The organism is Oerskovia turbata (assembly GCF_000718325.1).
Classification (GTDB): domain Bacteria; phylum Actinomycetota; class Actinomycetes; order Actinomycetales; family Cellulomonadaceae; genus Oerskovia; species Oerskovia turbata.
This window is the reverse complement of sequence record NZ_JOFV01000008.1, coordinates 96,962-122,722: the sequence shown is the minus strand read 5'-3', so window position 1 is coordinate 122,722 and position 25,761 is coordinate 96,962. Positions and strand designations below refer to the sequence as shown.

The window sequence follows — 25,761 nt, the reverse complement described above, 5'->3', positions numbered from 1 at the left end:
CCGTGTGTTTGTCTCGGGGCCCGTCAGGAGGACGGGCCGTGGTGGTACGTGGTGTTCGAGGCCAGTGCCTCGACGCCGACCGGGGCGACGGACTCGGCGATGCTCGGCCCTTCACCCAGGAGGAGCTTCCAGATCAGCAGCCCGAGGACGAAGGCCACGGCGATGAGGATCAGGTAGTGCAGCCAGGTGTACGCGTGGCCGGGGGGCCGCTCGTCCACCGCGTCGTCCTCGCCGTCGTCCGCGCCGCGGCCCGCGGGACTCTGGCGGGCGCTCCCGGCGACCGGGAACGGCGAGCCCTCGTCAGGTCCCTGCGCCGAGCTGCTCGGCGCCCCCGGGAACGGGGAGGCCTGGACCGGCGGCTGGGCAGAGGCCGGGGCCGGCGTCTCCCACGGGAGCGCGGCGCGGGCAGGCTCCGGGGACTGCTGCGCGAGCCCGCTCGGCGTGCTCTGCTCCCACGGCAGCCCCGCAGGGGCGGGGGCCGGTGTCGCAGCGGCACGCGGCGTCTCGGGCGCCGGGGTCCGCGAGGCCACCGACTCCCGCGCAGGCGGGAAGGGTGAGGGCGGCTGCGCCGGGGGGAAGGGCGACGGCGTGTTCTGGGGCGCCGGCTCAGGAGCGGCAGGGCGCGCCGGCGTCGCGAAGGGCGACGGAGCCGTCGACGGGGCTCGCATGCTCTGGCGGACCGGAGGTGTCATCCCGGGAGGCGGCGTCTGCGCGGGGCGGATCGCGACCCGCTCGGCGGTCTCCTGGATCGGCGTGAGCCGACCGGTCTCGTCGACGCCGCGCATGCCCCCCGTCATCGAGGGTGGGCGGACGACCGGTGCCTGCGCGGAGTGCGGTTCGGCGGGCGTCGGCGCGGACACGTCGCGCATCGACCGTCGCGACGGCGGCGGGCCTGCCGGGGGCGAGGCCTGGGCCTGCGTCGGCGGCGGTGCGTAGCCGCCCGGCGCGGACGGCGCACCTCCAGCCGCCTGCTCGGCCGCCGCGGCTTCACGCTCGCGGATCTCTCGGCGCGTCAACGGGCGGACGGGCTGCATGCTCCCGTGCTGATCACTCATGATGCTGATCCTCTGTACAGGCCGTGCTTCGCGATGTACTGGACGACTCCGTCCGGCACCAGGTACCAGACCGGCTGACCGGACTGCGCCCGCTGCCGACAGTCGGTCGACGAGATGGCGAGCGCCGGGATCTCCAACGTGGAGACGACCCCGGGCGGCAGGCCGTCGACGCTGAGCCGGTGTCCCGGACGGGAGACCGCCACGAAGTGTGCCATCTTCCAGAGGTCGTCGGCATCCTTCCAGGTCAGCATCTGCTCGATCGCGTCTGCACCGGAGATGAAGTAGAGGTCGGCCTCGGGTCGTTGCTCGCGCAGGTCGCGCAGCGTGTCCACGGTGTAGGTGAGCCCGGGCCGGTCGATGTCGACCCGGCTCACGGTGAAGCGCGGGTTCGAGGCCGTCGCGATGACGGTCATGAGGTACCGGTGCTCCGGTGCGGTGACCTTCTGGTGCTGCTTGAAGCTGGGCTTGCCGGTGGGGACGAAGACGACCTCGTCGAGCTCGAAGCGTGCCACGGCCTCGCTCGCAGCGACGAGGTGACCGTGGTGGATGGGGTCGAACGTGCCACCCATCACCCCGAGCCGGGGCCGTCTGCTCGCCGTCATCTCCGAAGGATCCACCAGGGCCGGGGTCAGTGGCGGGTACCGACGCTGCGGAAGGCGTAGGTCACGAGGAGCAGGCCGACGAGCACCCCGAAGGCGACGACCCCGAACCCGACGGGCGGGATCGGCAGGTGGGTGACGGCTTCGGCGTTCTCCTGGGCAACCTGTGCGGCAGCAGCGAGCACGATGTCCTCCTACGGGTTCTTGAGCGTGGTGCGTGGTCGGCGGGTGATCGGCGCCGGGCGCTGATCGTCGTCCAGTCTCTCACGGTCGTGCCGGGCGATGAGCAGCATGTGATCAGGGCCGCACGTGGCCGTCGCCGTGCACGACCCACTTGGTCGTCGTGAGCTCCGCGAGCCCCATGGGGCCGCGCGCGTGGAGCTTCTGGGTCGAGATGCCGATCTCGGCGCCGAGCCCGAACTGCGCCCCGTCGGTGAACCGGGTCGAGGCGTTGACCATGATCGCGGCGGAGTCGAGCTCGGCGACGAAGCGCTCCGAGGAGGCCAGGTCGCGTGTCACGATCGCCTCGGTGTGCCCCGAGGTCCAGGTGCGGATGTGCTCGATCGCCGCGTCCAGGTCCGGGACGACGCGCACCGCGATCTCGGGCGCGAGGTACTCGCGGGCCCAGTCGTCGTCGGTCGCGGCGAGGATCTCGATGCCGTCGGGCGCGAGCTCGGCCGTCCGGGGGTCGCCGTGCAGCACGACGCCTGCCTCGTCGAGCGCGGCGAGCGCTGCGGGCAGGAACTGCGGCGCGGCGTCGGCGTGGACGAGCAGCGTCTCGGCAGCGTTGCAGACCCCGACGCGCTGCGTCTTGGAGTTGAGCAGGATCTCCAGCGCGCTGGTCTGGTCGGCCGACGCGTCGACGTACACGTGGCAGTTGCCCACGCCGGTCTCGATCACGGGCACGGTGGACTCGCGGACGACGGTCTGGATGAGGTCCGCTCCCCCGCGCGGGACGAGCACGTCGACGAGGCCGCGCGCGTGCATGAGCGCGACGGCGCCGGGGCGCCCGTGCCGGTCGATCGACTGGACGAGGTCTGCGGGCAGCCCCTGGGCGGCGAGCGCACGGCCCAGGACGTCGACGATGATCTCGTTCGAGCGCGCGGCGGCCGAGCCTCCGCGCAGGATCACTGCGTTGCCGCTCTTGAGCGCGAGGCCCGCGGCGTCGACGGTCACGTTGGGGCGCGCCTCGTAGATCATGCCGACGACGCCCATGGGTACGCGCACCTGGCGCAGGCGCAGGCCGTTGGGCAGCGTCGAGCCGCGCACGACCTCCCCGACCGGGTCGGGCAGCGCCGCGAGCTCCCGCAGCGCGTCGGCGATCGCGACGATCCGTTCGGGCGTGAGCGCGAGACGGTCGAGGAGCCCGGCGGACGTGCCGTTCTCCCGTCCTCGCTCGAGGTCCTGCGCGTTGGCCGTGACGATCTCGGCGGTGGCCGCGACCAGGGCGTCGGCGAGCGCATGCAGCGCGGCGTCCTTGGTGGCGCGCGTCGCGGTCGCGAGCCTGCGCGAGGCTGTCTTGGCGCGACGGGCGGTCGCCTCGACGTCCTGCGTGACCGAGACGTCCGGCGCGGTCGACGGGCCCGTGGCCACGGCGGGCGGCGTCTGCGGGCCGCTCGTCGCGGTCGTCGCGGTCGGGTCGAGGGCGGAGGTGGGGCTGAGCGCGGTCATGCGACGAGCCTACGTCGCGCGGGTCGTGCGTGTCTGCGGCGTCCGCGGACCGAGGCGGCCCGACGACGCCGCGCACGCTCCGCCGTCGGGCTGGCCCTGGGCGGGCGTGCGAGTGCCCGGAACCGCTCAGGACGCCTTGCGCCTGCGCCCCACGAGCACGAGGTCGTCGCGGTGCACGATCTCGCGGTCGTACCCCTCGCCCAGCCTGTCGCGCAGCTCGTGCGTCGACCGTCCGAGCAGGCCCGGGATGTCGCTCGAGTCGAACGCGACGAGTCCGCGCGCGATCACGCGCCCGTCGGGCGCGACGAGCTCGACGGGGTCGCCCGCGTCGAAGTCGCCCGTGACGCCGACCACGCCCGCGGGCAGCAGCGACGCGCGTCCGCCCAGGACCGCGGTGACCGCTCCTTCGTCGAGCTCGAGGCGCCCGCGCGTGCGGGCGGCGTGCGCGAGCCACAGGCGCCGGCGCGTCGTGCGCTTGCCGGTCACCGCGAACCACGTGCCGACCTCGCGTCCCGCGAGGGCGCCCTCGGCGTGCGCGGCCTTGGTCAGGACGACCGGGATGCCCGAGCCCGTCGCGATGCGCACCGACTCGAGCTTGGTGAGCATGCCGCCCGTCCCGATCGAGCTGCCGCGGCCCGTGACCTCGATGCCTTCGAGGTCGAGCGCGGACCGGACCTCCCGGATGCGCTGGGTGCCGGGGCGCGAGGGCGGGCCGTCGTACAGGCCGTCGACGTCGGTCAGCAGGACCATCGCGTCGGCGCGGACCAGGTGCGAGACCAGGGCGGCGAGGCGGTCGTTGTCGCCGAAGCGGATCTCGTCCGTCGCGACCGCGTCGTTCTCGTTGACGACCGGCACGATCCCCAGGTCCAGGAGCCGTTCGAGCGAGCGCTGCGCGTTGCGGTAGTGGCCGCGGCGGATGGTGTCCTCGGCCGTGAGGAGCACCTGGCCCACGCGGATGCCGTACCCCGCGAACGCCTGCGCGTACCGGGCGACCAGGAGCCCCTGGCCCACGGAGGCCGCGGCCTGGGCCGTCGCGAGGTCGCGAGGTCGCGCGCTCAGGCCGAGCGGTCCGATCCCCGCGGCGATCGCCCCCGACGTCACGAGCACGACCTGCCCGCCCGCCGCGTGGCGGGCAGCGATCACGTCGACGAGCGCCTGGAGGGCCGGGACGCTGAGGTGCCCGTCCGGTCCGGTGAGGGAGGACGAGCCGATCTTGACGACGACCCGGTGGGCCGTGGCGACCTGGGAGCGTGCGGAGAGCGCATTCACGGGCCCATCATCCCGCGCCGGGCGCCCGGGCGGGGCGCCGTGTCAGCGTGTGACACCTCACGGTGGGACGGCGTGGTCACCCGCTCCCCCGCCTGCCCGACGGCGCCGCTCCCCTGCGGGCGCTCGTCCCGCCCGCCCGCTGGGTCGGCACCATCCGGGGGACGCCGCAGGGCGGGCACGACCCGAGGGCCGTACCCGCCCTGCGGGCGGACGTGCACCGTCGACGAGCCCGTCGACCCGTGCGGGGGTCAGTCCTGGTCGGGGTCCGTCCAGTGCCCGGACTCGCGCTCGGTCCAGAGCTCGGCGCGGGCCTCGGCCTTGGCGTCCATGCGCTCGGTGTACTCGCGGCGCTTGTCGGTACGCGTGGGGCGCGAGGTGTCCTCGAGCCGCAGGTCGGAGCCGCGGGGACCACCGAGGTGCTCGGCGCCCGTGATGAGCGTGGGCTCCCAGTCGAACACGACCGCGTTCTTGTCGGAGCCGATGCGCACCTCGTCGCCTGCGACGGCGCCGGCCTTGAAGAGCTTCTCCTCGACCCCCAGGCGTGCGAGGCGGTCCGCGAGGTAACCCACGGCCTCGTCGTTCGAGAAGTCGGTCTGGCGGACCCAGCGCTCGGGCTTGGAGCCGCGGACCTCGAAGTAGAAGCCGGTCTCGACGCCGCCCTTGCGGGTCACGGTGAAGCCTGCGTCGTCGACGGCCTTGGGGCGCAGGATCGTGCGGGCTGGGGCGGGGGCTGGGGCCTCGCGGCGGGCCTGGTCGACGAGCTCGGCGAGCGCGAACGTCAGGGGGCGCAGGCCCTCGTGGCTCGCGGTCGAGATCTCGAAGACCCGCAGGCCGCGGGCCTCGAGGTCGGGGCGCACGAGCTCGGCGAGCTCGCGGGCCTCGGGGACGTCGATCTTGTTGAGCACCACGAGGCGCGGGCGCTCGTTGAGCGGGAGCCGGGCCCCTTCGATGTCGAGGTCGCCCGCGTAGGCGTCGAGCTCTGCCTCGAGTGCCTCGAGGTCGGAGATCGGGTCACGATCGGGCTCGAGCGTCGCGCAGTCGAGCACGTGCACGATCACCGCGGTGCGCTCGATGTGACGCAGGAACTCCAGGCCGAGCCCCTTGCCCTGGCTCGCGCCCGGGATGAGGCCGGGGACGTCGGCGACCGTGTAACGCGAGTCGCCCGCCTGGACCACGCCCAGGTTGGGGACGAGGGTCGTGAACGGGTAGTCGGCGATCTTGGGCCGGGCCGCGGAGATCGCGGCGACGAGCGAGGACTTGCCGGCGCTCGGGAACCCGACGAGCGCGACGTCGGCGATCGACTTGACCTCGAGGACGAAGTCGGCCTCCTCGCCGGGCTCGCCGAGCAGCGCGAACCCGGGCGCCTTGCGGCGCTGGGAGGCGAGCGCGGCGTTGCCGAGGCCACCACGGCCACCGGCTGCGGCGACGTACTCGGCCCCCTCGCCGACGAGGTCGGCCAGGACGTTGCCGTCGGTGTCCTTGATCACGGTGCCGTCGGGCACGCGCAGGATCAGGTCCCCGCCGTTGGCGCCCGCGCGGTGGTCGCCCATGCCCTGGGTGCCCGAGGTCGCGTGGCGGTGCGGCGAGTGGTGGAACTCGAGGAGCGTCGTGGTCTGGGAGTCGACGACGATCCGCACGGTCCCACCGTCCCCCCCGTTGCCACCGTCAGGGCCGGCGAGCGGCTTGAACTTCTCCCGGCGGATGGAGGCGCAACCGTTGCCGCCGTCACCGCCGGAGGCGTGCAGGACGACGCGGTCGACGAACGTGGCCATGGAAATGGTCCTCTCAAGCAGGGGGGAAGAACACCAGGAGGGGCGCACCGCGTCGGTGCGCCCCTCCTGTCAAGCGTGCTGCGTCGTGGATCAGGCCTCGGCCGAGACGATGTCGACGACCTTGCGCCCGCGGCGCGTACCGAACTGAACCGCACCGGCGGTCAGGGCGAACAGCGTGTCGTCGCCACCGCGGCCGACGTTGTTGCCCGGGTGGAAGTGGGTGCCGCGCTGGCGGACGATGATCTCGCCGGCGCTGACGACCTGGCCACCGAAGCGCTTCACGCCGAGGCGCTGGGCGTTGGAGTCACGACCGTTGCGCGAGGAGCTCGCGCCCTTCTTGTGTGCCATGTCGAACCTGCTTTCGTGCTGGAAGAAGAGGGGGTGGGATCACCTGCGGCAACTCTCACGAGCCACCGAGGGAAGTCACTTGATGCCGGTGACCTTGAGGCGGGTCAGCTGCTGACGGTGACCCTGGCGCTTGCGGTAGCCGGTCTTGTTCTTGTACTTGAGGATCGTGATCTTCGGGCCCTTCTCGTCCCGGACGACCTCAGCAGTGACCTTGACCTTCGCGAGCGCCGCAGCGTCGTGGGTCACCTTCTCCCCGTCCACCAGCAGGATCGCAGGAAGCTCGACGGACTGCCCGGCACCAGCCGACAGACGGTCGACGACGACGATATCGCCGACGGACACCTTCTCCTGGCGGCCACCGGCCTTGACGATCGCGTACACCACGTTGTTGCTCATCTCTTCTAGTCTTGGCGTGCTCGCCATGTCTGGTCGTCTTGGCAGGACTCAACACACCGTGGCGTGCGAGTGCGACCGGACCATGGGCACACGGGACCAGTGCGCACCGAGCGCACCGACGTTCAAGGGTACGGGAATCCCGGAGGCAGGGTCAAATAGCCGCCCGCCCCTCCACGGGTCAAGCCGACGCGCCCGCCCGGACCTCCGTCAGTCGAGGACGAACGTGACCTCGAGCGCCACCTGCCAGGCGACGATCCGCCCGTCCCTGACCTCGACCTTCTGCTCCTTGACCCACGCGCCCGTGAGGTTGCGCAGCGTCTCGCTCGCCCGCTCGATCCCGGTCTTCACCGCGTCGTCGAAGCTCACGTCGGACCGTGCACTGATCTGGGTGATGCGAGCTACCGAGCCGCTCATGACGTCCTCCGCCGTCCGGGGCGGACGCCTCGTCGCGTCCGCGCTCCCCTCCACGATCCCCCGCGAGGCGTCAGTACGCCAGTTCGCGGTCGCCGAGCCGCTCGCCCTCAGCGCAGCCGCGCCGCCAGTCCCGCGACGATCACGTCGGCGCCGAACGCGAACCGCTCGTCGAAGCCGTCCGCACCAGGGGCACCGCCCGTACCTTCAGGACGGTCCGTACCCCCAGCTCCACCGGCAGCGACGGACCTGCCGACCGCCTGCTCCTCGACGACGGAACCCAGGACGAAGCTGAGCACGGTCCCCCAGGCGTGCGCGGCGTCGTCGGGCGTGAACCCTGCCGACGTGAGGACGCCCATGGGGCACTCGACCGCATCGCGCAGGGCCTCGTCCGTGACGAGGGTGCCGCCGAAGACCCGGGCACCGTCGCGGTGCGCGAGCAGCATCCGGCGCAGGCTCGACGCAGAGTCGCGCACGCAGTCGGGCCAGGGCATCCCGGCAACCGTCGCCTCGCTCCACTCGTCCCCGTCGACGAGGTCGCGCAGCATCGTGACGGCCATCTCGTGGAGCAGGTCGGTCTTGCTCGCGACGTGCCAGTAGAGCGCGGGCGCCTTGACGCCGAGGTCCTGGGCGAGCCTGCGCAGGGTCAGCCCGTCGAGCCCGACCTCGTCGAGCAGCGTGAGCGCCGCGCGCACGACGCGCTCCCGGTCCAGCCGCTCGGCCATCGCCCGTCCTCCTCGGATCGTCGGCGGCCACAGGGTCGGCCGCACGCCCTCACCTTGACACCTTAACAATGTTCGGCAACTCTGACGTTGTTAGATCGAACAACGTTAAGGAGAGTCCGGTGCGCATCCTCCTCGTCATCGACCACCCCTACGAGGGCAGCTACAGCCGGGCGCTCGCCGACGCGGCGATCCGCGGCGCGACGAGCGCCGGGCACGACGTCGACGTGATCGACCTCGACCTCGACGACTTCGACCCCGTGGTCCGACGCGCGGACCTGGGCGCGTGGCGCGAAGGACGGACCGTCGACCCACGGGCCGAGGAGTACCAGGACCGCCTGGCCGCCGCCGACCACCTCGTCCTCGTCCACCCCGTCTGGTGGGAGGTCATGCCCGCGCGCCTCAAGGGGTTCTTCGACAAGGTCCTGGTCCCCGGCTTCGCGTACACCGAGAGCCGGGTCGGGACGCTCCAGGGCCGGCTCGGGCTCACGGGCGTCACGCTCGTGACGACCATGACGACCCCCGGGCCGCTCTACCGCCTGTGGTTCGGCGCCCCGGTGCACCGCGTCGTCGCCCGCGGGGTCTTCGGCCAGCTCGGCGTGCCGCGGGTCCGCTGGGTCAACCACTCCCGCGTCGCCGAGGTCTCCCCGGCCCGACGCGCACGGTGGCTGACCGCGCTCGAGCGCCGGTTCGCAACCCTCCCCGAGCCCTCCGACAGGGCGCGCGAGCGCGCGGCCCGCCGGACCGCCGCACGCCCCGCCGCTCGGCACCCCGCCGCCTGACGCCCCGCCCCCTGACGCCCCCTGACGCCCCGGCACGACGAAGGACCCCGGCCGGAGCCGGGGTCCTTCGGTGGTACGGGGCGGTCGACGGGTCAGGCGTTCGCCTGGCCGTTCGAGTCCGCGGCCGAGGCCTGGGCGATCTGCGCACGGACGTCGTCCATGTCGAGCCCCTTGACGGCCTCGACGACCTGCTCGAGAGCCGGTGCCGGGAGCGCGCCGGGCTGCGAGAAGACGAGGACGCCTTCGCGGAACGCCATGAGCGTCGGGATCGAGGTGATGTTCGCGGCGGCAGCGAGCGCCTGCTCGGCCTCGGTGTCGATCTTGCCGTGCACGACGTCGGGGTGGGTCTCCGAGGACGCCTCGAACACCGGGGCGAACTGGCGGCACGGGCCGCACCACGACGCCCAGAAGTCCACCAGGACGATGTCGTTGTCCTTGATGGTCTGCTCGAACGTGGCGCCGGTGAGTTCCTGGGTTGCCATGAAGGTCCTTCCTGAGGGGTTCACCAGGTGCAGCAACGGGTTCCCGAGAGGTATTCCCGGCCCGCGGGCGAACATACGCCGGGTTGCCGTCGGCCGCCCGCCGGAGCCACGGAGCGCCGACCGTCACCGACCTCCCCGACAGTGACCCAGGTCACGTCTAGGCTGTGGCGCGTGGAACGCCTCAGGCCGCGCACGATCGCGGGATACGCCATCGGTTCGGTCGGCACGGGCGGCTTCGGCACCCTGCCCGGCCTCATGCTCCTGTACTACCTGACGGACGCGCTCGCCGTGCCGGCCGCGGTCGCGGGCCTGGTCGTCACGGGCGCCAAGGTCTGGGACGTCGTGATCGACCCGTTCATCGGGTACGGCAGCGACCGCGACCTGGCCCGCACGGGCTCGCGGCGACGCTTCATGACGATCGGCGCGTGCACGATCCCCGTGTTCTTCGCGCTGACGTTCGCGGTGCCCGGCGGGACGTCGACGGTCGCAGCCTCGATCTGGGTGCTCGTGGCGTTCCTGCTGGCGGCCACGGCCTTCTCGCTGTTCCAGGTGCCGTACATCGCGCTGCCCGCCGAGATCGCGCCCACGTACGACGAGCGCACCCGCCTCATCAGCTGGCGCGTGGCGGCGCTCGCGTTCGCGATCCTGCTCTTCGGGGCCGGCGGCCCGGTGCTGCGCGGCGAGTCGAGCTCGCTGTCGGGGTATCTCACGCTGGGCGTGGTCGCGGGCCTGGTCATCGGGGCGGGCATGTTCGTCGCGTCGCGCGTGGCCCCGCGCGGCGCACGAGCGACCGGCCCGACGGCGTCGCTCCCCCCGGGCGCGCAGGCCGCGGCCCCGCAGGCGGCCACGTCAGCCGTGGGCGCGTTCCGCCTCGCGGTCACGGAGGCCGTCGCGACGCTTCGCCGCAGCCAGCCCTTCCGGGTCCTGCTCACGGCGTTCTTCCTCCAGGCCCTCGCGACGGGTCTCATGCTCGCGGCCGCGAACTACGTCGCGACCTACGTCCTCGAGTCGGACCTCGCGGTGAGCCTGCTGTTCGCGGCGCTCATCGCCCCTGCCCTGCTGGTCATGCCGCTCTGGTACCGGCTCGCGCGCCGGGTCGGCAAGGAGCGCGGCTTCGTCCTCGCGAGCTCGCTGTTCGCGGTCGCGACGCTGTGCATGGTGCCGCTCGCGTGGGCGCCCGGCGACTGGGTGTACCTGCCGACCGCGCTCGCGGGCGTCGGGTACGCGGGCATGCAGGCGCTGCCGCTCGCGATGCTGCCCGACGTGATCGCGCACGACGCCCGTACGGTCCCCGTCACGGGCCAGGGCCCCTCGGACCGTGGCGGGGCGTTCAGCGGGGTGTGGACCGCGGGCGAGACGACGGGCATGGCGTTCGGTGCCGGGCTGCTGAGCCTCGTGCAGTGGGTCTCGGGCTACCAGTCGTCGAGCGCGGGCGTCACGCCCGAGCAGTCCGCCGCGGCGGTCGACGGCATCGCGCTCTCGTTCTCGCTCGTCCCGGCCGTCCTGGTCGCGCTGAGCCTCCTGGCCCTCGTACGCTATCGACTGCGCAGGGGCGACATCGACGTGCCCACCGAGGAGCCCGCAGCGCATGAGCGCCCGTGACGACACCCCCCTGCCCGCCCCGCCCGTCCTGCGGACCGGCGGCATCCTCGACCGCCTCGCAGCGCTGCGGGCGGCCGACGCCCCGACGCACGGGGGCCGCGTGCTCTCGTACGTCTACGACCCGGACCTGGCCGAGCTCGACGCCCTCGCCGGCGACGCGATCCGCGCGGTCCAGCCGCTCAACGCCCTGGACCCCACGACGTTCTCGTCGGTCGCGGTCATGGAGCGCGAGCTCGTGGCCTTCGCGCGCGACATGCTCGGCGGGACGGGCGCGCAGGACGCGAGCGGCGTCGTCGGGACGGTGACGTCCGGCGGGACCGAGAGCTGCCTGCTCGCCGTCAAGACGGCACGTGACGCGTTCCTCGCCGCGCAGCCGCCACGGGCCGACGGCACGCCGCACACGCTCGCGACGCTCGGCTTCGCGCCCAGGCTCGTGGCGCCGAGCACCGTCCACGCGGCGTTCCACAAGGCCGCGACGTACCTGGGTCTCGACCTCGTGCTGGTCCCGGTGGACCCCACGTCGTGCCGCGCGGTCCCGGCCGCCATGGCTGCGGCCGTGGGAGACGGGAGCGACGTCGCGCTCGTCGTCGTCTCGGCGCCGTCCTACCCGCACGGGGTCGTGGACCCGGTCGAGGAGGTCGCGGCGGCCGCGAGCGCCCTGGGCGTCCCGGTCCACGTGGACGCGTGCGTGGGCGGGTGGGTCCTGCCCTTCTGGCCCGACGACGCCGCGCACGTCCCGCCCTTCGACCTCCGCGTGCCGGGGGTCACCTCGATCTCGGCCGACGTCCACAAGTACGGCTACGCCCCCAAGGGCGCGTCGATCCTGCTCACGCGCGACCGTGACCGCCAGCGCCACCAGCTGTTCGCGACGACGCGCTGGCCGGGCTACCCGGTCGTGAACTCGACGATCATGGGCTCGAAGTCGGCGGGGCCGCTCGCTGCGGCGTGGGCCGTGACGCAGGCGCTCGGCGTACCGGGCTACCGGGCCGTGACGGCACGGTGCGCCGTCGCGACGCTCGCGCTGCGCGAGGTGCTCGACACGATCGAGGGCCTGCGCGTCGTCGGTGACCCGGTCGGGCCGCTCGTGGCCGTCGCGACCGACGAGTCGGTGCCCGCGGACCGGCAGGTCGACCCGCACGTGTGGTCGGACGCGGTCCGGGCGAGCGGGTTCGTGCTCCAGCCGCAACCCGGCTACACCCAGCCCGACGGCACACGCCTGCCGCACACGACGCACCTCACGGTGACCCCCGTGACGGCGGGCGTGGTCGACGAGCTCGGTGCCGCGCTGGTCACCGCCGCGCAGGCCGTGCGCGGGGTACCGCGCCCCGACCCGCAGGACGTCCTGGGCGCCCTCGTCTCGACGCTCGCCCCCGGGGTGCCCGCGCCCGAGGTGCTCGCCGCCCTGGGGGCTCTCGACTCGCGCGCGGCGTGGGACCTCGTGCAGGCCGCCGTGCTCGGCGGCTCCGACCCGCGGGGCGGTGACGCCCCCGAGCCGGGCACGGGGCCCATGGCACCGCTGCTCTCCCTGGTCGAGGCTCTGCCCGCCCCCGTGAGCGAGCGCCTCCTGGTCGAGCTCATCGCGCGCCTCGCGGAGCCCGTCCCGCCGCCGACCGGGTTCAGCACGAGTCCGCGTCCCGGTGGTAGAACAGTCAGGTGACGGACACCGCCGACTTCCCGCCCGACGACTTCTCCCGCGAGATCCCCCAGCCCGCCGGGTGGCTGAGCGCGGAGGACCTCGCGGCCGCACGCTCCCACCTGCCCCTCGTCTACGTCGACGCGATCCCGGTCCGGGTCGACGACTCGGGCGACGTGGTCGCCGTCGGGCTGCTGCTGCGCGTGACGCCCGAGGGGCAGATGACCCGGGCGCTCGTGTCGGGGCGCGTGATGTACCACGAGCGGATCCGCGACGCGCTGCTGCGGCACATCGAGAAGGACCTGGGCCCCGTGGCCCTGCCCCACGTCCCGGCGTCCCCGCAGCCCTTCACGGTCGCCGAGTACCTGCCCACGCCCGGCATCACCGGGTACCACGACCCGCGCCAGCACGCGGTCTCGCTCGCGTACGTCGTCCCGGTCTCGGGCGACTGCCAGCCGCAGCAGCAGGCGCTCGAGCTCGCGTGGCTCACGCCCGAGCAGGCGTGCAGCGACCAGGTGCAGCTCGAGATGCACGGCGGGCAGGGCACGCTCCTGCGTCAGGCCATGGCGTACGTCGGCCGCCTCTCGTGACGTCGGCTCCCGTGACGGCGTCGTCGGGCGGCGGCGTGGGCGACCGCCTGCGTGGAACTTCCGCGGCCCGCTGGTGGCACGGCGTCGTCGCGGCCATCGCGCTCGTCGGCGTCGTCTGGGAGCTCTTCGGCACGCTCGGGCGCGGACCGCTCCCGGGCGACACGACGACGGATCTCGTCGTCCACTTCTTCAGCTACTTCACGATCCTGTCGAACGTCCTGGTCGGCGTCACGTGCGCGCTGCTGCTCGTGGACCCGCTGCGGGACGGACGCGTGTTCCGCGTCGCGCGGCTCGACGCGCTGCTGTGCATCGCCGTGACCGGCATCGTCTACAACACGGTCCTCGCCGGGCTCCAGGAGCTGAGCGTCGCCGGGATGTTCACGAACCTGCTGCTGCACCAGGCCGGACCGCTGCTCGCGGTCGCCGGGTGGCTCGTCGTCGGGCCGCGGCCACGCATCGACGCCGCGACGATCTGGTGGTCGGTCCTCGCACCGCTCACCTGGATCGTCTACGTCTTCGTGCAGGGCGCCTTCACGCAGTGGTACCCGTACCCCTTCATGGACGTGACCGAGATCGGCTACCCGCAGGCGCTGCTCAACACGGGCGTCGTGGCCGTGGTGTTCCTGCTGCTCGCGGCGGGGCTCGGCTGGGTCGACCGGCGCATGAGGCCCGCGCCCTCCGCCGTGGGGCACTGACAGCACTGACAGCACGGACGGCACGGACAGGCGGACGACCACAGCCCGTGGGGCGCCCACGGGCGTCGAGCGCGTCCCGCCCGACTCGTCGCGCCCCAGCGGTAGCGTGACGCCATGTCGAAGACGTCCAAGAAGTCGAGCACGACGAAGAAGTCGAACAAGCAGGAGCGCCGCTCGCTGCCCCGCGAGGTCTACGAGGCCGAGCTGTTCCGGCTGCAGGCCGAGCTCGTCAGGCTCCAGCAGTGGACCCAGGCCACGGGGGCGCGCGTCGTCGTGATCTTCGAGGGGCGCGACGCGGCCGGCAAGGGCGGCGTGATCAAGCGCATCACGCAGTACCTGAGCCCCCGCGTCGTTCGCATCGCTGCCCTGCCGACGCCGACCGAGCGCGAACGGTCCGAGTGGTACTACCAGCGCTACATCGCCCACCTGCCCGCAGCGGGCGAGATCGTGCTGTTCGACCGGTCCTGGTACAACCGGGCAGGCGTCGAGAGGGTCATGGGCTTCTGCACCCCCGCGGAGTACGACCGCTTCATGCGCCAGACCCCCGTCTTCGAGCAGATGCTCGTCGACGACGGGATCATCCTGCGCAAGTACTGGTTCTCGGTCTCGGACGGCGAACAGCTCAAGCGCTTCCGGTCCCGGCTCTCGGACCCGGTGCGCCAGTGGAAGCTGAGCCCCATGGACCTCGAGTCGATCCACCGCTGGGAGGACTACTCGCGTGCCAAGGACGACATGATGGCGCACACCGACGTGCCCGAGAGCCCCTGGTTCGTGGTCGAGTCGGACTCCAAGAAGAACGCCCGGCTCAACATGATCTCGCACCTGCTCTCGACGATCCCCTACGTCGACGTGCCGCACGACAAGGTCGTCCTGCCCGAGCGCCCACCGGCGTCGGGCGACTACGTGCGTCCCCCGCGCGAGCTCGCGAACTACGTCCCGGACCACGTCGCCCAGCTCCTGGGCGACCCCGAGAACGGGTTCTGAGGCCGGGCGCCGGCTAGAGCTCGAGCGTCGGCCAGTCGGCGAAGTCCTCGCGCATCCTGCGGTCGTGCGTCGCGACGACCACGGCCGCAGGCGTGACGCGCAGCGCCTGGGTCAGCTCGTCGACCAGGTCGATCGAGAGGTGGTTGGTCGGCTCGTCGAGCAGGAGGACGTGCGGCACCGCGAGCAGCGCACGGGCCAGGTCGAAGCGGCGACGCTGCCCCGCGGACAGCTCGCGCAACGGCCGGTCCAGGTCCTCCTCCGTCAGGAGCCCGAGGAACGCGACCGGCACCAGGTGGTCCGGGTCGAGCGTGCCCGCCGAGAGCAGGTCGAGCGCCTCCTGCGCGTACTCCTCGAAACCCGTGCGCTCCTCGGCGCCCGGCGGCAGCGCGGGGCCCTCCTGCGCGACGACCCCGACCCGCACACCGTCGGCGACCGTCCGGGTTCCCCGGTCCAGGCCGACCGTGCCCGCGAGCGCCGCGAGCAGGGTCGACTTGCCCGAGCCGTTCGGCCCTGTGATCAGCAGCCGACCCGACGGCGGGATCGCGATGCGCGTCCCAGGCAGGTCGAGCCGAGCCCCCGTCGGCAGGGCCGCGGATGCTGCGGGGGTGGCGCCGTCGGGCAGGCCTGCGGGGGTGGAGCCCTGCTCGCGCGGCGTGGCGTCCACGCGCGGGCTGCGCACCTCGAGCAGCGGGGTGTCGGGCGACCAGCCGGGCGACATGGCCAGCAGGTCCGGGAAGCGCAGCTCGAGCGGCGGGACCGGGACCTCGACGGCCTCTGCCTCGAGCTTCTGCACGAGGCGGTCGGCCGCCTTCACGTGGATGCGCGCGTGCGTCGCACGACGGTGCTTCTGGCTGCCCTTGGGCGGCCGCCACTCGTCGGACAGCCCCTCGTAGGAGGCGTCGAGCCGCTCGGCGAGCTTCTCGGCGCGCTTGCGCTCGGCGCGGTAGCGCTGACGCCACCGGTGCAGGGCCTGGTTCTTGGCGAAGCGGTAGGCGAGGTAGCCGGGCTGCCCGTACAGGACGGGCCTGCCGTCCATCGCGGGGTCGAGGTCCAGGATCTCGGTCGCGACGTCGTCGAGCAGCTGGCGGTCGTGCGTGACCATGACGATCCCGCCGCCCCACGCCACGATCTCGCCCGTGAGGAAGTCGATGCCGCTCGTGTCGAGGTGGTTGGTCGGCTCGTCGAGCAGGAGCAGGTCGCTGCGCTCGGCCAGGCGGCACGCGAGGCGCACGCGGTAGCGCTCACCCACGGAGAGCGTCTCCAGCTCGCGGTGCGGGTCGCGGCACGCCCCCAGGCGGGACAGCGCGACCTCGACGCGCCGGTCCGCGTCCCACACGGCCAGGTGCTCGGCGCGGGCCAGGACGTCCGACAGCTCCGCGAGGTTGCCGTGCTCGTGGTCGAAGTCGCGCGTCACGGCGTCGAGCTCGGCGCCCACGGCGCGCACGGTCGCGAGGCTCTCGCGGACCAGGTCGCCGACCGTCTGCCCGGGCTGCGGGACGAGCTCCTGCTCGACGACCGCGAGCGAGCCCTGGCGGCGCACCTCTCCCCCGCTCGGGGCCAGCGTCCCGGCGAGGACCCCCAGGAGCGTCGACTTGCCCGTGCCGTTCTCCCCCACGACGCCGAGCCGCGTCCCCGCGCCCACGCGCAGCGAGACGCCCGAGAGGACGGGGCGTCCGGGGTAGGAGAAGGAGAGGTCGTCGACAGCCAGGTGCACGGGTCAACCCTACGGGGACCGACAGGACGGACGCCCCACCGCGCGCCGCGCCCCTCGTCCCGTGGACGTCCGCGCACCCCCGGTGGGCGACCGTGCTCGGGCCCGCCTCCGGTAGCGTCGTGGCATGCCTTCGACACCGGCCACCGCCACCACCACGTCCCGCCCGTCCGCCCGGACGGGCGTCGTCGCCCTGGCGCTCGTGCTCGACGTCGTCGCGGTCCTCGCGTTCGCGGCCGGTGGTCAGGCGGCCCACTCGGCGGGCAGCCCGCTCGCAGCCGTCCTGACGATCGCGTGGCCGTTCCTCGTGGGGCTGGCCGTCGGATGGGTCCTGCTGCGCGCCTGGCGCCGCCCCCTGTCGGCCTGGTCGACCGGGCTGGTGCTGTGGGTCACGACGTGGGTCGTGGGCATGGCGCTGCGCTGGGCCACGGGCGAGGGTCTCGCGACGGCGTTCCTCGTGGTGTCGGCGGCCTTCCTGCTCGCGACGCTCGTGGGCTGGCGGCTCGTCGCGCTCCTGGTGCTTCGGGTTGTCAGAACGAGCGTGACCTCGAGGTCACGCTCGTTCTGACAAGCCGCGCCGTCTGACGGCCCGGCTGACGGCACGGGGAGCGTCAGGCGGACCGGACGGCCTGCGGCTCGTCGATCGCGACGCCCGTGAGCACCGCGACGACCAGCGGCGCGAGCGCACGGAACGCCTGGCCGCGGTGGCTGATCGCGTTCTTCTCCTCGGCCGACAGCTCGGCGGCGGACCGGGACTCGCCGTCGGGCAGGAGGATCGGGTCGTAGCCGAACCCGCCCTCACCACGCGGGGCGGTCAGGAGCGTGCCGCGCATCTCGCCCGTGCGCACCCACTCGCCCCCGTCGGGCGTCACGAGCGCGGCCGCGCACACGAAGCCCGCCGCGCGATGCTCGGCCGGGACGTCGCCGAGCTGCGCGAGCAGCAGGTCGAGGTTCGCCCGGTCGTCGCCGTGCCGGCCGGACCAGCGCGCGGAGAAGATCCCCGGCGCCCCTCCCAGGACGTCGACCGCGAGACCCGAGTCGTCGGCCACGGCCGGCAGGCCGGTCACCGCAGCCAGGGCACGGGCCTTGATGAGCGCGTTCTCGGCGAACGTCACACCGTCCTCGACGGGTTCCGGTGCACCGACCTCGCGCGCCGAGACCACAGCCTCCGCGGGCAGGCCCAGGCCGGGCTGCGCGGCCAGGATCGCCCGGAGCTCACCCAGCTTGCCCACGTTGTGGGTCGCCAGGACGAGCCGGGCCCCCGCGGGGACGCTCACGCCGGACGCAGCGATCACCGCGACGCCTCGTCGAGGGCGAGCTGCTGGATGATCGCGAGCTCGGACGTGCCGCGCAGGGCGAGGTCCAGGAGCACGTCGAGCTCGGTGCGGTTGAACGGCGCGTGCTCGGCCGTGCCCTGCACCTCGACGAAGTCGCCCGAGCCCGTGACCACGACGTTCATGTCGGTGTCCGCACGCACGTCCTCGACGTAGGGCAGGTCGAGCATGGGGGTACCGTCGATGATGCCGACGCTCACCGCGGAGACCGAGTCCGTGAGGACCTTCTTGCCGCCCTTGATCGCCCCGTGCTTCTTGCCCCAGCTCACGGCGTCCGCGAGCGCGACGTACGCGCCCGTGATCGCCGCAGTACGCGTACCACCGTCGGCCTGCAGGACGTCGCAGTCGAGCACGATCGTGTTCTCGCCGAGCGCCGAGACGTCGATGACCGCGCGCAGGGAACGCCCGATGAGACGCGAGATCTCGTGCGTGCGCCCACCGACGCGTCCCTTGACGGACTCGCGGTCGCTGCGGGTGCTGGTCGCGCGGGGCAGCATGGAGTACTCGGCCGTGACCCAGCCCTGCCCCGAGCCCTTGCGCCAGCGTGGCACGCCCTCGGTGAACGAGGCCGCGCACAGCACGCGCGTGCGCCCGAACTCGACGAGCACGCTGCCCTCGGCGGCGTCGAGCCAGTTCCGGGTGATCGTGACGGGGCGGAGCTCGTCGGGCGTGCGACCGTCCGCGCGGACGGTCTGGGAGGTGGATGCTGAAGTCATGGAGCCAGCCTATCCGGGCCTCAGAGCGTGAAGACCCGCCCCGTCGCCGCGAGATCGACCGGCCCGGCGTAGACCGCCGAGGCCTCCTCGCGCGCAGCCTGCTTGTCGTTCCAGGCCGGCAGGTGCGTCAGGACCAGCCGTCGGGCACCGGCCGCCGTCGCGACCTCGCCCGCGCGCCTGCCCGTCAGGTGGATGCCGCGGTCGACCGCGTCGTCCCGGCCCTCCTGGAACGCGGCCTCCGCCAGCAGGAGGTCGGCGTCGCGTGCGAGCTCGACCACGGCGTCGCACGCATCGGTGTCCCCCGTGTAGGCGAGCGTGACCCGCTTCCCCGGGACCAGGCTCGAAGGCCCCGTGACCCGCACGCCGTAGGCCTCGACGGGGTGAAAGACACGGAACGGCTCGATCTCGAGCGGCCCCACCGTGACCACCTGCCCCGGCACCCACGACCGGAACGCGAACTGCGACTCCATGGACTCCCCCGCCTCGAGGCCGTAGGCCGCCCCGATGCGCTCGGCCGTGTTCGACGGCCCCCAGACGGGCAGCGCCCCCGCAGCGGGTGCGTCATCGGGCCGCGCAGGAGACACCACGGCCGCCGCGGCCGCCCGGTCCGGGTGGTACTTGAGGTAGACGTACAGCCCGCACACGTCGACGAAGTGGTCGGGGTGCAGGTGGGACAGCCCGATCGCGTCGAGCCGGCGCGGGTCGACGAACCGCTGCAGGGCGCCCAGCGCGCCGTTGCCCATGTCGAGCAGAAGGTTCCACTCGCGCCCGTCCGGTGAGACGTCGTCGGGCACCTGGACGAGGTACGAGGAGGCCGGGGACTCGGGACCCGCGAACGACCCCGACGAGCCGATGACGACCAGGCGCATCAGACGGCCTCCACCAGCGAGACCTCAGGACCGAGGAAACGGCGCGCGAGCTGGTCGAACGGCTCGGCGCTGCCCGTCGCCCGGAACCGGTGCTGCGGGGCGCCCGCCTCGCGCGAGCGCTCCAGACCGTGCGCGACGAGCGTGCGGTACACGTCCTTCGCGGTCTCCTCGGCGCTCGACACGAGCGTGACCTCCTCACCCATGACGTAGGAGATCGCGCCGGTCAGGAGCGGGTAGTGCGTGCAGCCCAGGACCAAGGTGTCGACCCCCGCCGCACGGATCGGCGCCAGGTACTCGTGCGCAATCTCGAGGACCTCGGGGCCCGACGTCACGCCCGCCTCGACGAGACGGACGAACTCCGGGCAGGCCTGCGAGGTCAGCCGCAGACCCGGGGCCACCGCGAACGCGTCGTCGTACGCGCGGGACTCGACGGTCGCGCGCGTCCCGATCACCCCGATGTTGCCCGTGCGCGTCGCGGCGACCGCGCGGCGGGCCGCGGGCAGGATCACCTCGATGACCGGGAGCCCGTAGCGCGCCGTGTACCGCTCGCGGGCGTCGCGCAGCACCGCGGAGGACGCCGTGTTGCACGCGATGACGAGCATCTTCACGCCCTCGTCGACCAGCTGGTCCATGATCGAGAGCGCCATGGCGCGGACCGCGGCGAGCGGCTTGGGCCCGTAGGGGCTGTTCGCCGTGTCACCGATGTACAGCAGCGACTCGTTCGGCAGCTGGTCGAGGATCGAGCGGGCGACCGTGAGGCCCCCGACTCCCGAGTCGAAGATGCCGATGGGTGCGTCGTTCACGGGGACGAGCCTAGTGCCGGGTCGCCGGAAAGGGCGGTCGCGCTGCCCACGCAGGCCTGTGGGACCGACCACAAGCATGCGTTCGCGGCACGACGAAGGGCGCCGCACGCATGTGCGACGCCCTCGGTCCCGGCCCCGGGTCGCTGCCGTCAGGCGGCGACCCGGGTCTCCTAGACCCTCGCCTTGCCCCGTCCGATCAGCCCCACCACGAGGCTGACGACGAGCACGATGATGCCGAGCCAGATCAGGAACTTCGCTGCTTCGACCGCCACACCGAACACGAGCAGCACGACTCCGACGAGCAGGATGATGAGCCACGTAGGCATGTTGTCCCTCTTTCTCTCGGCCGGGACGCGGACGCCCCGGTTCAACCAGGACGATCGTGGCACCACTTCATCCGCTTCGCATCTTGACACACATCTCGCGAGTGGCTTATAAGCGTGATAGATGGGCGCGCGGTCGGGCTCAGCGGGGCGCGCGACGCACCTCGGCGAGCATCAGCTCGACCAACGACTCCTGCAACCAGCCCGACAGCAGGAACACGCTCGCGAGGAAGCGCCGCGCGGCGTCCGGCGCCTCCTCCGGGGGCTCGGCCCCCGACTCCTCACGTGCCATCAGCTCGTCGTGCAGGTCCTCGACCTGGTCGTCGGTGCGCAGGTCCAGTCGTTCCGCGAGGACGACCCGGATGTCGGTGAGCGCCCCCGCGACACGACGGGCGTCGTCGGGCCGGACGATCAGCGGAGTCGACACCTCCCCGCCCTGCGGGTCGGTGGCGAGCAGCAGGTCCGCGAGGAGCAGCAGCCGCTGGGCCTTCTCCGCCACGAGGTCGCCCTGGGTGAAGCGGCGGAACTCCGCCGAGACCTCGCCGTCCTCGCGCGAGGCGTCCGGCAGCAGGCGACGCACCGCCGGGTCCGTGGGGGCCAGCACGTCCTCGGGAGGCGCCGACAACGGTGCGACCCCCTCGATCCGGGACGCCTCAGGATCCTCCGGGGGAACCGTGCCCGTCTGCTCCTGCAGGAGCTCCACCACGTCACCCACGACGTGCGCGAGCACGAGACGCTCCGAGGCGCTCAGCTCCGCGACGTACCCACGCCGCGCCCGCCGGAACGGTCGCACTACTCCCCGCTCCGCTGCATCGTGGCCCACAGCCCGAACTCGTGCATCGCCTGCACGTCCACCTCGATCTTCTCCCTGCCACCCGACGAGACGACCGCACGCCCCTCCTGGTGCACCTGGAGCATGAGCGTCCTCGCCTTCTGCTGCGAGTACCCGAAGTAGCTCTCGAAGACGTACGTCACGTAGCTCATCAGGTTCACCGGGTCGTTCCACACGAGAGTCACCCAGGTGTCGGCGAGGGAGAGCCCCTCCCGCGTGTCGATCTCCTCGTCGAGGCGGGGCCCCGCGGTCGCCGTTCCAGTCACTCCCCCACTCTATGTGGTGGGTGAAGTCCGGCCACGCCACGTCCACGGCCAGGTGGGAGGGTCCACGGCCAGGTGGGGTGCCCGCGCCACCCGGTCAGGGGCCTGCGCCGCGTCCACGAGCAGCCGGTGCACGCCACGGGGCCACCGTCTGCCCTAGGTTGGGCTCATGAGTCCCGCAGACCTCCCGGGCACGGACGCCCCGGCCGCCCGCACCGCCCCGTTCGCACCGTCCGCGCAGACGTCGCTGCTCACGGACCGCTACGAGCTCACCATGCTGCAGGCAGCGTTGGCCGACGGCACCGCCGACCGGCACTGCCTGTTCGAGGTCTTCACGCGGCGGCTGCCCGCGGGTCGGCGCTACGGCGTCCTCGCGGGCACCGGCCGCGTCCTGGAGTCGCTCGCGACGTTCCGCTTCACGGATCTCGAGCTCTCCTGGCTCCAGGAGGCTCGCGTCGTCGACGACCGCACGCTCGACTACCTCGCGGGCTACCGTTTCAGCGGCTCGATCACCGGGTACGCCGAGGGCGACGTGTTCTTCCCGCAGTCCCCCGTCATGGTCGTCGAAGGCACGTTCGCCGAAGCCGTCCTGCTCGAGACCTTGATCCTGTCGATCCTCAACTACGACTCCGCGGTCGCGTCCGCCGCCTCACGCATGACGAGCGCCGCCGTCGACCGCCCGTGCCTCGAGATGGGCTCGCGCCGGGCGAGCGAGCTCGCCGCCGTCGCCGCGGCCCGCGCGGCCGCGGTCGCGGGCTTCGCCGGGACGTCGAACCTCGAGGCCGGGCGCCGGTACGGGATCGAGACGATCGGCACCGCGGCGCACGCGTTCACGCTCCTGCACGACGACGAGCAGTCCGCGTTCGCGTCGCAGGTCGCCTCGCTCGGGGTCGGCACGACCCTCCTCGTCGACACCTACGACGTCCGCCAGGGCGTCAGGAACGCCGTCGCCGCGGCCGGCACAGGTCTCGGCGCGGTCCGCCTCGACTCGGGCGACCTCGGCATCCAGGCCGTCGAGGTGCGCAAGCAGCTCGACGGGCTCGGCGCGACCGGCACCCGCATCACCGTCACGTCCGACCTCGACGAGTACGCGATCGCCGCCCTGGCCGCCGCCCCCGTCGACGCCTACGGCGTGGGCACCTCGCTCGTGACCGGCTCGGGCGCCCCGACGTGCGGCATGGTCTACAAGCTCGTCGCCCGCTCCGACGCCGACGGCGTCCTGCAGCCCGTCGCCAAGGCCTCGACGCTCAAGACGAGCACGGGAGGGCGAAAGGCGGCGGCACGGCAGTACGGCGAGGACGGCAGGGCCGTCGCCGAGGTCCTCGTCACGGGCCCCGACGACGTCGTCGCCGCCTGGGAGCCCGGTGACGACGAGGACCTGCGCCCGCTGCACGTCCCCCTCGTGGTCGACGGCGCCGTCGACTCGCGCTGGATCGGCGCCTACGGGGTCCACAACGCTGCACTGCGGCACGCCGAGGCCCGGGCCGAGCTGCCCCGCGGCGCGCGACGCCTCTCTGCGGGAGACCCAGCACTGCCGACCGTGACCCGCCTGCTGGAGTGAGCCCCAGGGCGTCTGAGAGGACGGCAGAGGGCCCGCACGCTCGTCGAGCGTGCGGGCCCTCCGGCTCGGAGAACGAGCCCGTGTGCCGACGGGCCCCTACTTCTTGCCGACGAACCAGCCTCGGAGCACTGCTACCCGCGCGTCGAGCTGATCGACGGTCGCGAGCGGTACCTCCGGCCCACCGCACCGGCGGCGCAGCTCGGTGTGCACCGTGCCGTGCGGCTGCCCGCTCCGGCGAGCCCACGCACCGACGAGCTGCGAGAGCTCCTTGCGCAGCTCGGCGGCCCGACGGTGGTCGAGCTCGCTGCGATCGACCTCGGCCACCCGGGACTTCTTGGACCGGGCGGACATCTGGTCGGCCTGCCGCTGGCGCAGCAGGCTCGTCACCTGGTCCGCGTCGAGCAGGCCCGGCAGCCCGAGGAAGTCCTGCTCCTCGTCCGAGCCGACGTCCGCCTCCGTGCCGAACTCGCCACCGTCGAACAGCACACGGTCGAACGACGCCTGCGCCTCGAGCGCCTGGAAGGATCCCTGCATGCCGTCGGCGAGGTCGTCGGACGCCTTGTCCTCCCTGTTCGCGGCGGCCATCAGAGCGTCCTCGGGGTTGTACATGTCCCCCTGCTCCTCGGCCGTGAGCGGCCGGTCGAGCGCGTGGTCACGCTCGAGCTCCAGGCCGTTCGCGAGCGCGAGCAGGTGCGGCACGCTCGGCAGGAACACCGACGCCGTCTCGCCGCGCCGACGAGCACGCACGAAGCGACCCACGGCCTGGGCGAAGAACAGCGGGGTCGCGGTCGACGTCGCGTAGACACCCACGGCGAGCCGCGGCACGTCGACCCCCTCGGAGACCATCCGGACGGCGACCATCCACCGACCGTCACCGTCCGAGAACTCGTCGATGCGACCGCTCGCACCGTCGTCGTCGGACAGGACCACGGTCGGCGACCTGCCCGTGATACGGGCCAGGTGGCCCGCGTACGCACGCGCGTCGGTCTGGTCGGTCGCGATGACCAGGCCGCCCGCGTCGGGGATCGCCCGGCGGACCTCGGTCAGACGCTTGTCCGCCGCCGCGAGCACCGACGGGATCCACTCGCCGTCCGGGTCGAGAGCCGTGCGCCAGGCCTGACCCGTCATGTCCTTGGTGAGCGCCTCACCGAGACGCGCGCTGACCTCGTCACCCGACTTGGTGCGCCAGCGCATCTGACCCGAGTACGACAGGAAGATCACGGGACGCACGACGTGGTCGCGCAGCGCGTCGCCGTAGCCGTAGGTGTAGTCCGCGGCCGACCGACGGATGCCGTCGGCACCCCGCTCGTACGTCACGAACGGGATCGCCGCGGTGTCCGACCGGAACGGGGTGCCCGTCAGGGCGAGGCGCCGGGTCGCTGGCTCGAACGCGTCCCGGACGGCCTCTCCCCACGACAGGGCGTCACCACCGTGATGGACCTCGTCGAGGATGACCAGGGTCCGTTCTGCCTCGGTCCGCGCGGTGTGCAGCGCGGGCTTGGCCGCCACCTGGGCGTACGTGAGCGCGACGCCGTCGTAGCTGGAACCGTGGCGGCCCTGGCTGTTGCGGAAGTTCGGGTCGATGCGCACACCCACGCGAGCGGCGGCGTCCGCCCACTGGTGCTTGAGGTGCTCGGTCGGGGCGACGACGGTCACACGACGGACGACCCCCTGCTCGAGGAGCTCGGTCGCGACACGGAGCGCGAACGTCGTCTTGCCCGCGCCAGGGGTCGCGACCGCGAGGAAGTCACGCGGTGCGCGGGTGCGATAGAGCTCGAGCGCCTCGGCCTGCCAGGCGCGCAGCTTGGACGCCGTGCCCCACGGGGCACGACGAGGAAAGGCCGGCGACAGGTGCGACGCGGCAGCAGACGACGCCCCCAGCGGAGCCGAGGGAGGAAGGTTGGAGGACGAGCGAGCGGACGAGTTCGAGAGAGGCTGCCCGCTCACTTGCCGGAATCACCCTCGCCGTCCTGCGGCGCGCGAAGGCCGTCGTAGATCTCCTTGCACGTGGGGCACACGGGGAACTTGTTGGGGTCGCGACCCGGCACCCACACCTTGCCGCAGAGCGCGATCACGGGCTTGCCGGACAGCGCCGACTGCATGATCTTCTCCTTGCGCACGTAGTGCGCGAAACGCTCGTGATCCCCGGGCTCGACCTCCGCCGTGGTCTCCGTGCGCTCGAGGACGCTCGTCGACGTCCCGCTGCTCGGGTCGCTGTCCGGGACGATCGGATCCGGACCGGACGGGCTGCCTGTCGGTCCGTTGGTGGGGAGGGTCAAGGGTTCGATCATGATCTCGAGTCTACGTCGGGGGGAAGGAGAAACCCGTCGGCTCCGAC

29 protein-coding genes are annotated in these 25,761 nt (G+C 73.0%); 8 read left to right on the top strand and 21 right to left on the bottom strand.

The window, feature by feature from the left end:
- Positions 1-23 precede the first annotated feature (23 nt).
- The 10 genes from IE95_RS0110455 to IE95_RS0110400 form a co-directional block, all read right to left on the bottom strand.
- Positions 24-1,055 (bottom strand): hypothetical protein, encoded by a 1,032-nt coding sequence (locus tag IE95_RS0110455; RefSeq protein ID WP_129429475.1) that lies wholly within the window; start codon positions 1,053-1,055, stop codon positions 24-26.
- On the bottom strand, positions 1,052-1,657 hold the full coding sequence (gene nadD, locus IE95_RS0110445) for a nicotinate-nucleotide adenylyltransferase (protein ID WP_030151572.1): 606 nt from the start codon (positions 1,655-1,657) through the stop codon (positions 1,052-1,054). The genes IE95_RS0110455 and nadD overlap by 4 nt, the downstream gene beginning before the upstream one ends.
- Positions 1,658-1,683: 26 nt before the next feature.
- A complete protein-coding gene (locus tag IE95_RS20665) occupies positions 1,684-1,839 on the bottom strand; it encodes a hypothetical protein (protein WP_164984101.1) in 156 nt (51 codons plus the stop codon).
- Positions 1,840-1,951: 112 nt separating this feature from the next.
- Positions 1,952-3,325 carry a glutamate-5-semialdehyde dehydrogenase gene (locus IE95_RS0110430; RefSeq protein WP_084690100.1) on the bottom strand — a complete coding sequence of 458 codons (1,374 nt, stop codon included), beginning with the start codon at positions 3,323-3,325 and terminating at the stop codon, positions 1,952-1,954.
- Between the two features lie 126 nt (positions 3,326-3,451).
- Positions 3,452-4,594, bottom strand: coding sequence for a glutamate 5-kinase (gene proB / locus IE95_RS0110425; RefSeq protein WP_036571801.1), 1,143 nt, complete (start codon positions 4,592-4,594; stop codon positions 3,452-3,454).
- A gap of 248 nt (positions 4,595-4,842) precedes the next feature.
- Positions 4,843-6,366, bottom strand: coding sequence for a GTPase ObgE (gene obgE / locus IE95_RS0110420; RefSeq protein WP_030151569.1), 1,524 nt, complete (start codon positions 6,364-6,366; stop codon positions 4,843-4,845).
- Positions 6,367-6,456: 90 nt separating this feature from the next.
- Positions 6,457-6,714 (bottom strand): 50S ribosomal protein L27, encoded by a 258-nt coding sequence (gene rpmA, locus IE95_RS0110415; RefSeq protein WP_030151568.1) that lies wholly within the window; start codon positions 6,712-6,714, stop codon positions 6,457-6,459.
- 75 nt (positions 6,715-6,789) lie between these two features.
- On the bottom strand, positions 6,790-7,098 hold the full coding sequence (gene rplU / locus IE95_RS0110410) for a 50S ribosomal protein L21 (RefSeq protein WP_191789147.1): 309 nt from the start codon (positions 7,096-7,098) through the stop codon (positions 6,790-6,792).
- Positions 7,099-7,317: 219 nt separating this feature from the next.
- Positions 7,318-7,524, bottom strand: coding sequence for a dodecin family protein (locus tag IE95_RS0110405; RefSeq protein WP_030151566.1), 207 nt, complete (start codon positions 7,522-7,524; stop codon positions 7,318-7,320).
- 107 nt (positions 7,525-7,631) lie between these two features.
- The gene (locus tag IE95_RS0110400) at positions 7,632-8,246 is read right to left on the bottom strand and encodes a TetR/AcrR family transcriptional regulator C-terminal domain-containing protein (RefSeq protein ID WP_030151565.1); all 615 of its coding nucleotides are present in this window, start codon (positions 8,244-8,246) and stop codon (positions 7,632-7,634) included.
- A 119-nt stretch (positions 8,247-8,365) separates the two neighbouring features.
- Between IE95_RS0110400 and IE95_RS0110395 the strand changes: the two genes are divergently transcribed.
- A complete protein-coding gene (locus tag IE95_RS0110395; protein ID WP_051702987.1) occupies positions 8,366-9,025 on the top strand; it encodes an NAD(P)H-dependent oxidoreductase in 660 nt (219 codons plus the stop codon).
- 92 nt (positions 9,026-9,117) lie between these two features.
- On the opposite strand, the gene trxA is transcribed toward IE95_RS0110395, so the two are convergent.
- A complete protein-coding gene (gene trxA, locus IE95_RS0110390; RefSeq protein ID WP_030151563.1) occupies positions 9,118-9,507 on the bottom strand; it encodes a thioredoxin in 390 nt (129 codons plus the stop codon).
- Between the two features lie 171 nt (positions 9,508-9,678).
- Between trxA and IE95_RS0110385 the strand changes: the two genes are divergently transcribed.
- The 5 genes from IE95_RS0110385 to ppk2 all read left to right on the top strand — a co-directional run bounded on the left by IE95_RS0110385 (position 9,679) and on the right by ppk2 (position 15,011).
- Positions 9,679-11,109, top strand: a complete 1,431-nt coding sequence (locus IE95_RS0110385) for an MFS transporter (RefSeq protein ID WP_030151562.1) — start codon at positions 9,679-9,681, stop codon at positions 11,107-11,109.
- Positions 11,096-12,766 carry a pyridoxal phosphate-dependent decarboxylase family protein gene (locus tag IE95_RS0110380; protein WP_051702986.1) on the top strand — a complete coding sequence of 557 codons (1,671 nt, stop codon included), beginning with the start codon at positions 11,096-11,098 and terminating at the stop codon, positions 12,764-12,766. The genes IE95_RS0110385 and IE95_RS0110380 overlap by 14 nt, the downstream gene beginning before the upstream one ends.
- Entirely contained in the window at positions 12,763-13,332 is a 570-nt protein-coding gene (locus tag IE95_RS0110375) for an NUDIX hydrolase family protein (RefSeq protein WP_030151560.1), read from the top strand. Before IE95_RS0110380 ends, IE95_RS0110375 begins: the two co-directional genes overlap by 4 nt.
- Positions 13,329-14,027, top strand: a complete 699-nt coding sequence (locus tag IE95_RS0110370; protein WP_240666157.1) for a Pr6Pr family membrane protein — start codon at positions 13,329-13,331, stop codon at positions 14,025-14,027. Before IE95_RS0110375 ends, IE95_RS0110370 begins: the two co-directional genes overlap by 4 nt.
- 114 nt (positions 14,028-14,141) lie before the next feature.
- Positions 14,142-15,011, top strand: coding sequence for a polyphosphate kinase 2 (gene ppk2 / locus IE95_RS0110365; protein WP_030151558.1), 870 nt, complete (start codon positions 14,142-14,144; stop codon positions 15,009-15,011).
- A gap of 13 nt (positions 15,012-15,024) precedes the next feature.
- On the opposite strand, the gene IE95_RS0110360 is transcribed toward ppk2, so the two are convergent.
- The gene (locus IE95_RS0110360) at positions 15,025-16,725 is read right to left on the bottom strand and encodes an ABC-F family ATP-binding cassette domain-containing protein (protein ID WP_030151557.1); all 1,701 of its coding nucleotides are present in this window, start codon (positions 16,723-16,725) and stop codon (positions 15,025-15,027) included.
- Between the two features lie 124 nt (positions 16,726-16,849).
- On the opposite strand from IE95_RS0110360, the gene IE95_RS0110355 reads away from it, so the two are divergent.
- On the top strand, positions 16,850-17,290 hold the full coding sequence (locus IE95_RS0110355; RefSeq protein WP_030151556.1) for a DUF3054 domain-containing protein: 441 nt from the start codon (positions 16,850-16,852) through the stop codon (positions 17,288-17,290).
- A 43-nt stretch (positions 17,291-17,333) separates the two neighbouring features.
- On the opposite strand, the gene rdgB is transcribed toward IE95_RS0110355, so the two are convergent.
- The 7 genes from rdgB to clpS form a co-directional block, all read right to left on the bottom strand.
- On the bottom strand, positions 17,334-18,014 hold the full coding sequence (gene rdgB, locus IE95_RS0110350) for an RdgB/HAM1 family non-canonical purine NTP pyrophosphatase (protein ID WP_240666173.1): 681 nt from the start codon (positions 18,012-18,014) through the stop codon (positions 17,334-17,336).
- On the bottom strand, positions 18,014-18,772 hold the full coding sequence (rph, locus tag IE95_RS0110345) for a ribonuclease PH (protein WP_030151554.1): 759 nt from the start codon (positions 18,770-18,772) through the stop codon (positions 18,014-18,016). The genes rdgB and rph overlap by 1 nt, the downstream gene beginning before the upstream one ends.
- Positions 18,773-18,792: 20 nt before the next feature.
- Positions 18,793-19,641 (bottom strand): MBL fold metallo-hydrolase, encoded by an 849-nt coding sequence (locus IE95_RS0110340; protein WP_030151553.1) that lies wholly within the window; start codon positions 19,639-19,641, stop codon positions 18,793-18,795.
- Positions 19,641-20,444 carry a glutamate racemase gene (gene murI / locus IE95_RS0110335; RefSeq protein WP_030151552.1) on the bottom strand — a complete coding sequence of 268 codons (804 nt, stop codon included), beginning with the start codon at positions 20,442-20,444 and terminating at the stop codon, positions 19,641-19,643. Before murI ends, IE95_RS0110340 begins: the two co-directional genes overlap by 1 nt.
- Before the next feature lie 170 nt (positions 20,445-20,614).
- Positions 20,615-20,770: a hypothetical protein gene (locus tag IE95_RS20660; protein ID WP_164984102.1), complete on the bottom strand. Its 156-nt coding sequence runs from the start codon at positions 20,768-20,770 to the stop codon at positions 20,615-20,617.
- Positions 20,771-20,909: 139 nt separating this feature from the next.
- Positions 20,910-21,560, bottom strand: coding sequence for a DUF2017 family protein (locus IE95_RS0110325; protein ID WP_030151551.1), 651 nt, complete (start codon positions 21,558-21,560; stop codon positions 20,910-20,912).
- Entirely contained in the window at positions 21,560-21,823 is a 264-nt protein-coding gene (clpS, locus tag IE95_RS0110320; protein WP_240666174.1) for an ATP-dependent Clp protease adapter ClpS, read from the bottom strand. The genes IE95_RS0110325 and clpS overlap by 1 nt, the downstream gene beginning before the upstream one ends.
- A gap of 208 nt (positions 21,824-22,031) precedes the next feature.
- Here clpS and IE95_RS0110315 point away from each other — a divergent pair, with 208 nt between their 5' ends.
- Positions 22,032-23,423: a nicotinate phosphoribosyltransferase gene (locus IE95_RS0110315; protein WP_036571798.1), complete on the top strand. Its 1,392-nt coding sequence runs from the start codon at positions 22,032-22,034 to the stop codon at positions 23,421-23,423.
- Positions 23,424-23,519: 96 nt separating this feature from the next.
- Here IE95_RS0110315 and IE95_RS0110310 read toward each other — a convergent pair whose 3' ends face one another.
- Together IE95_RS0110310 and IE95_RS0110305 are read right to left on the bottom strand one after the other, a co-directional pair.
- On the bottom strand, positions 23,520-25,304 hold the full coding sequence (locus IE95_RS0110310; RefSeq protein WP_030151548.1) for a DEAD/DEAH box helicase: 1,785 nt from the start codon (positions 25,302-25,304) through the stop codon (positions 23,520-23,522).
- A gap of 62 nt (positions 25,305-25,366) precedes the next feature.
- The gene (locus tag IE95_RS0110305; protein WP_030151547.1) at positions 25,367-25,714 is read right to left on the bottom strand and encodes a DUF3039 domain-containing protein; all 348 of its coding nucleotides are present in this window, start codon (positions 25,712-25,714) and stop codon (positions 25,367-25,369) included.
- Positions 25,715-25,761 lie beyond the last annotated feature (47 nt).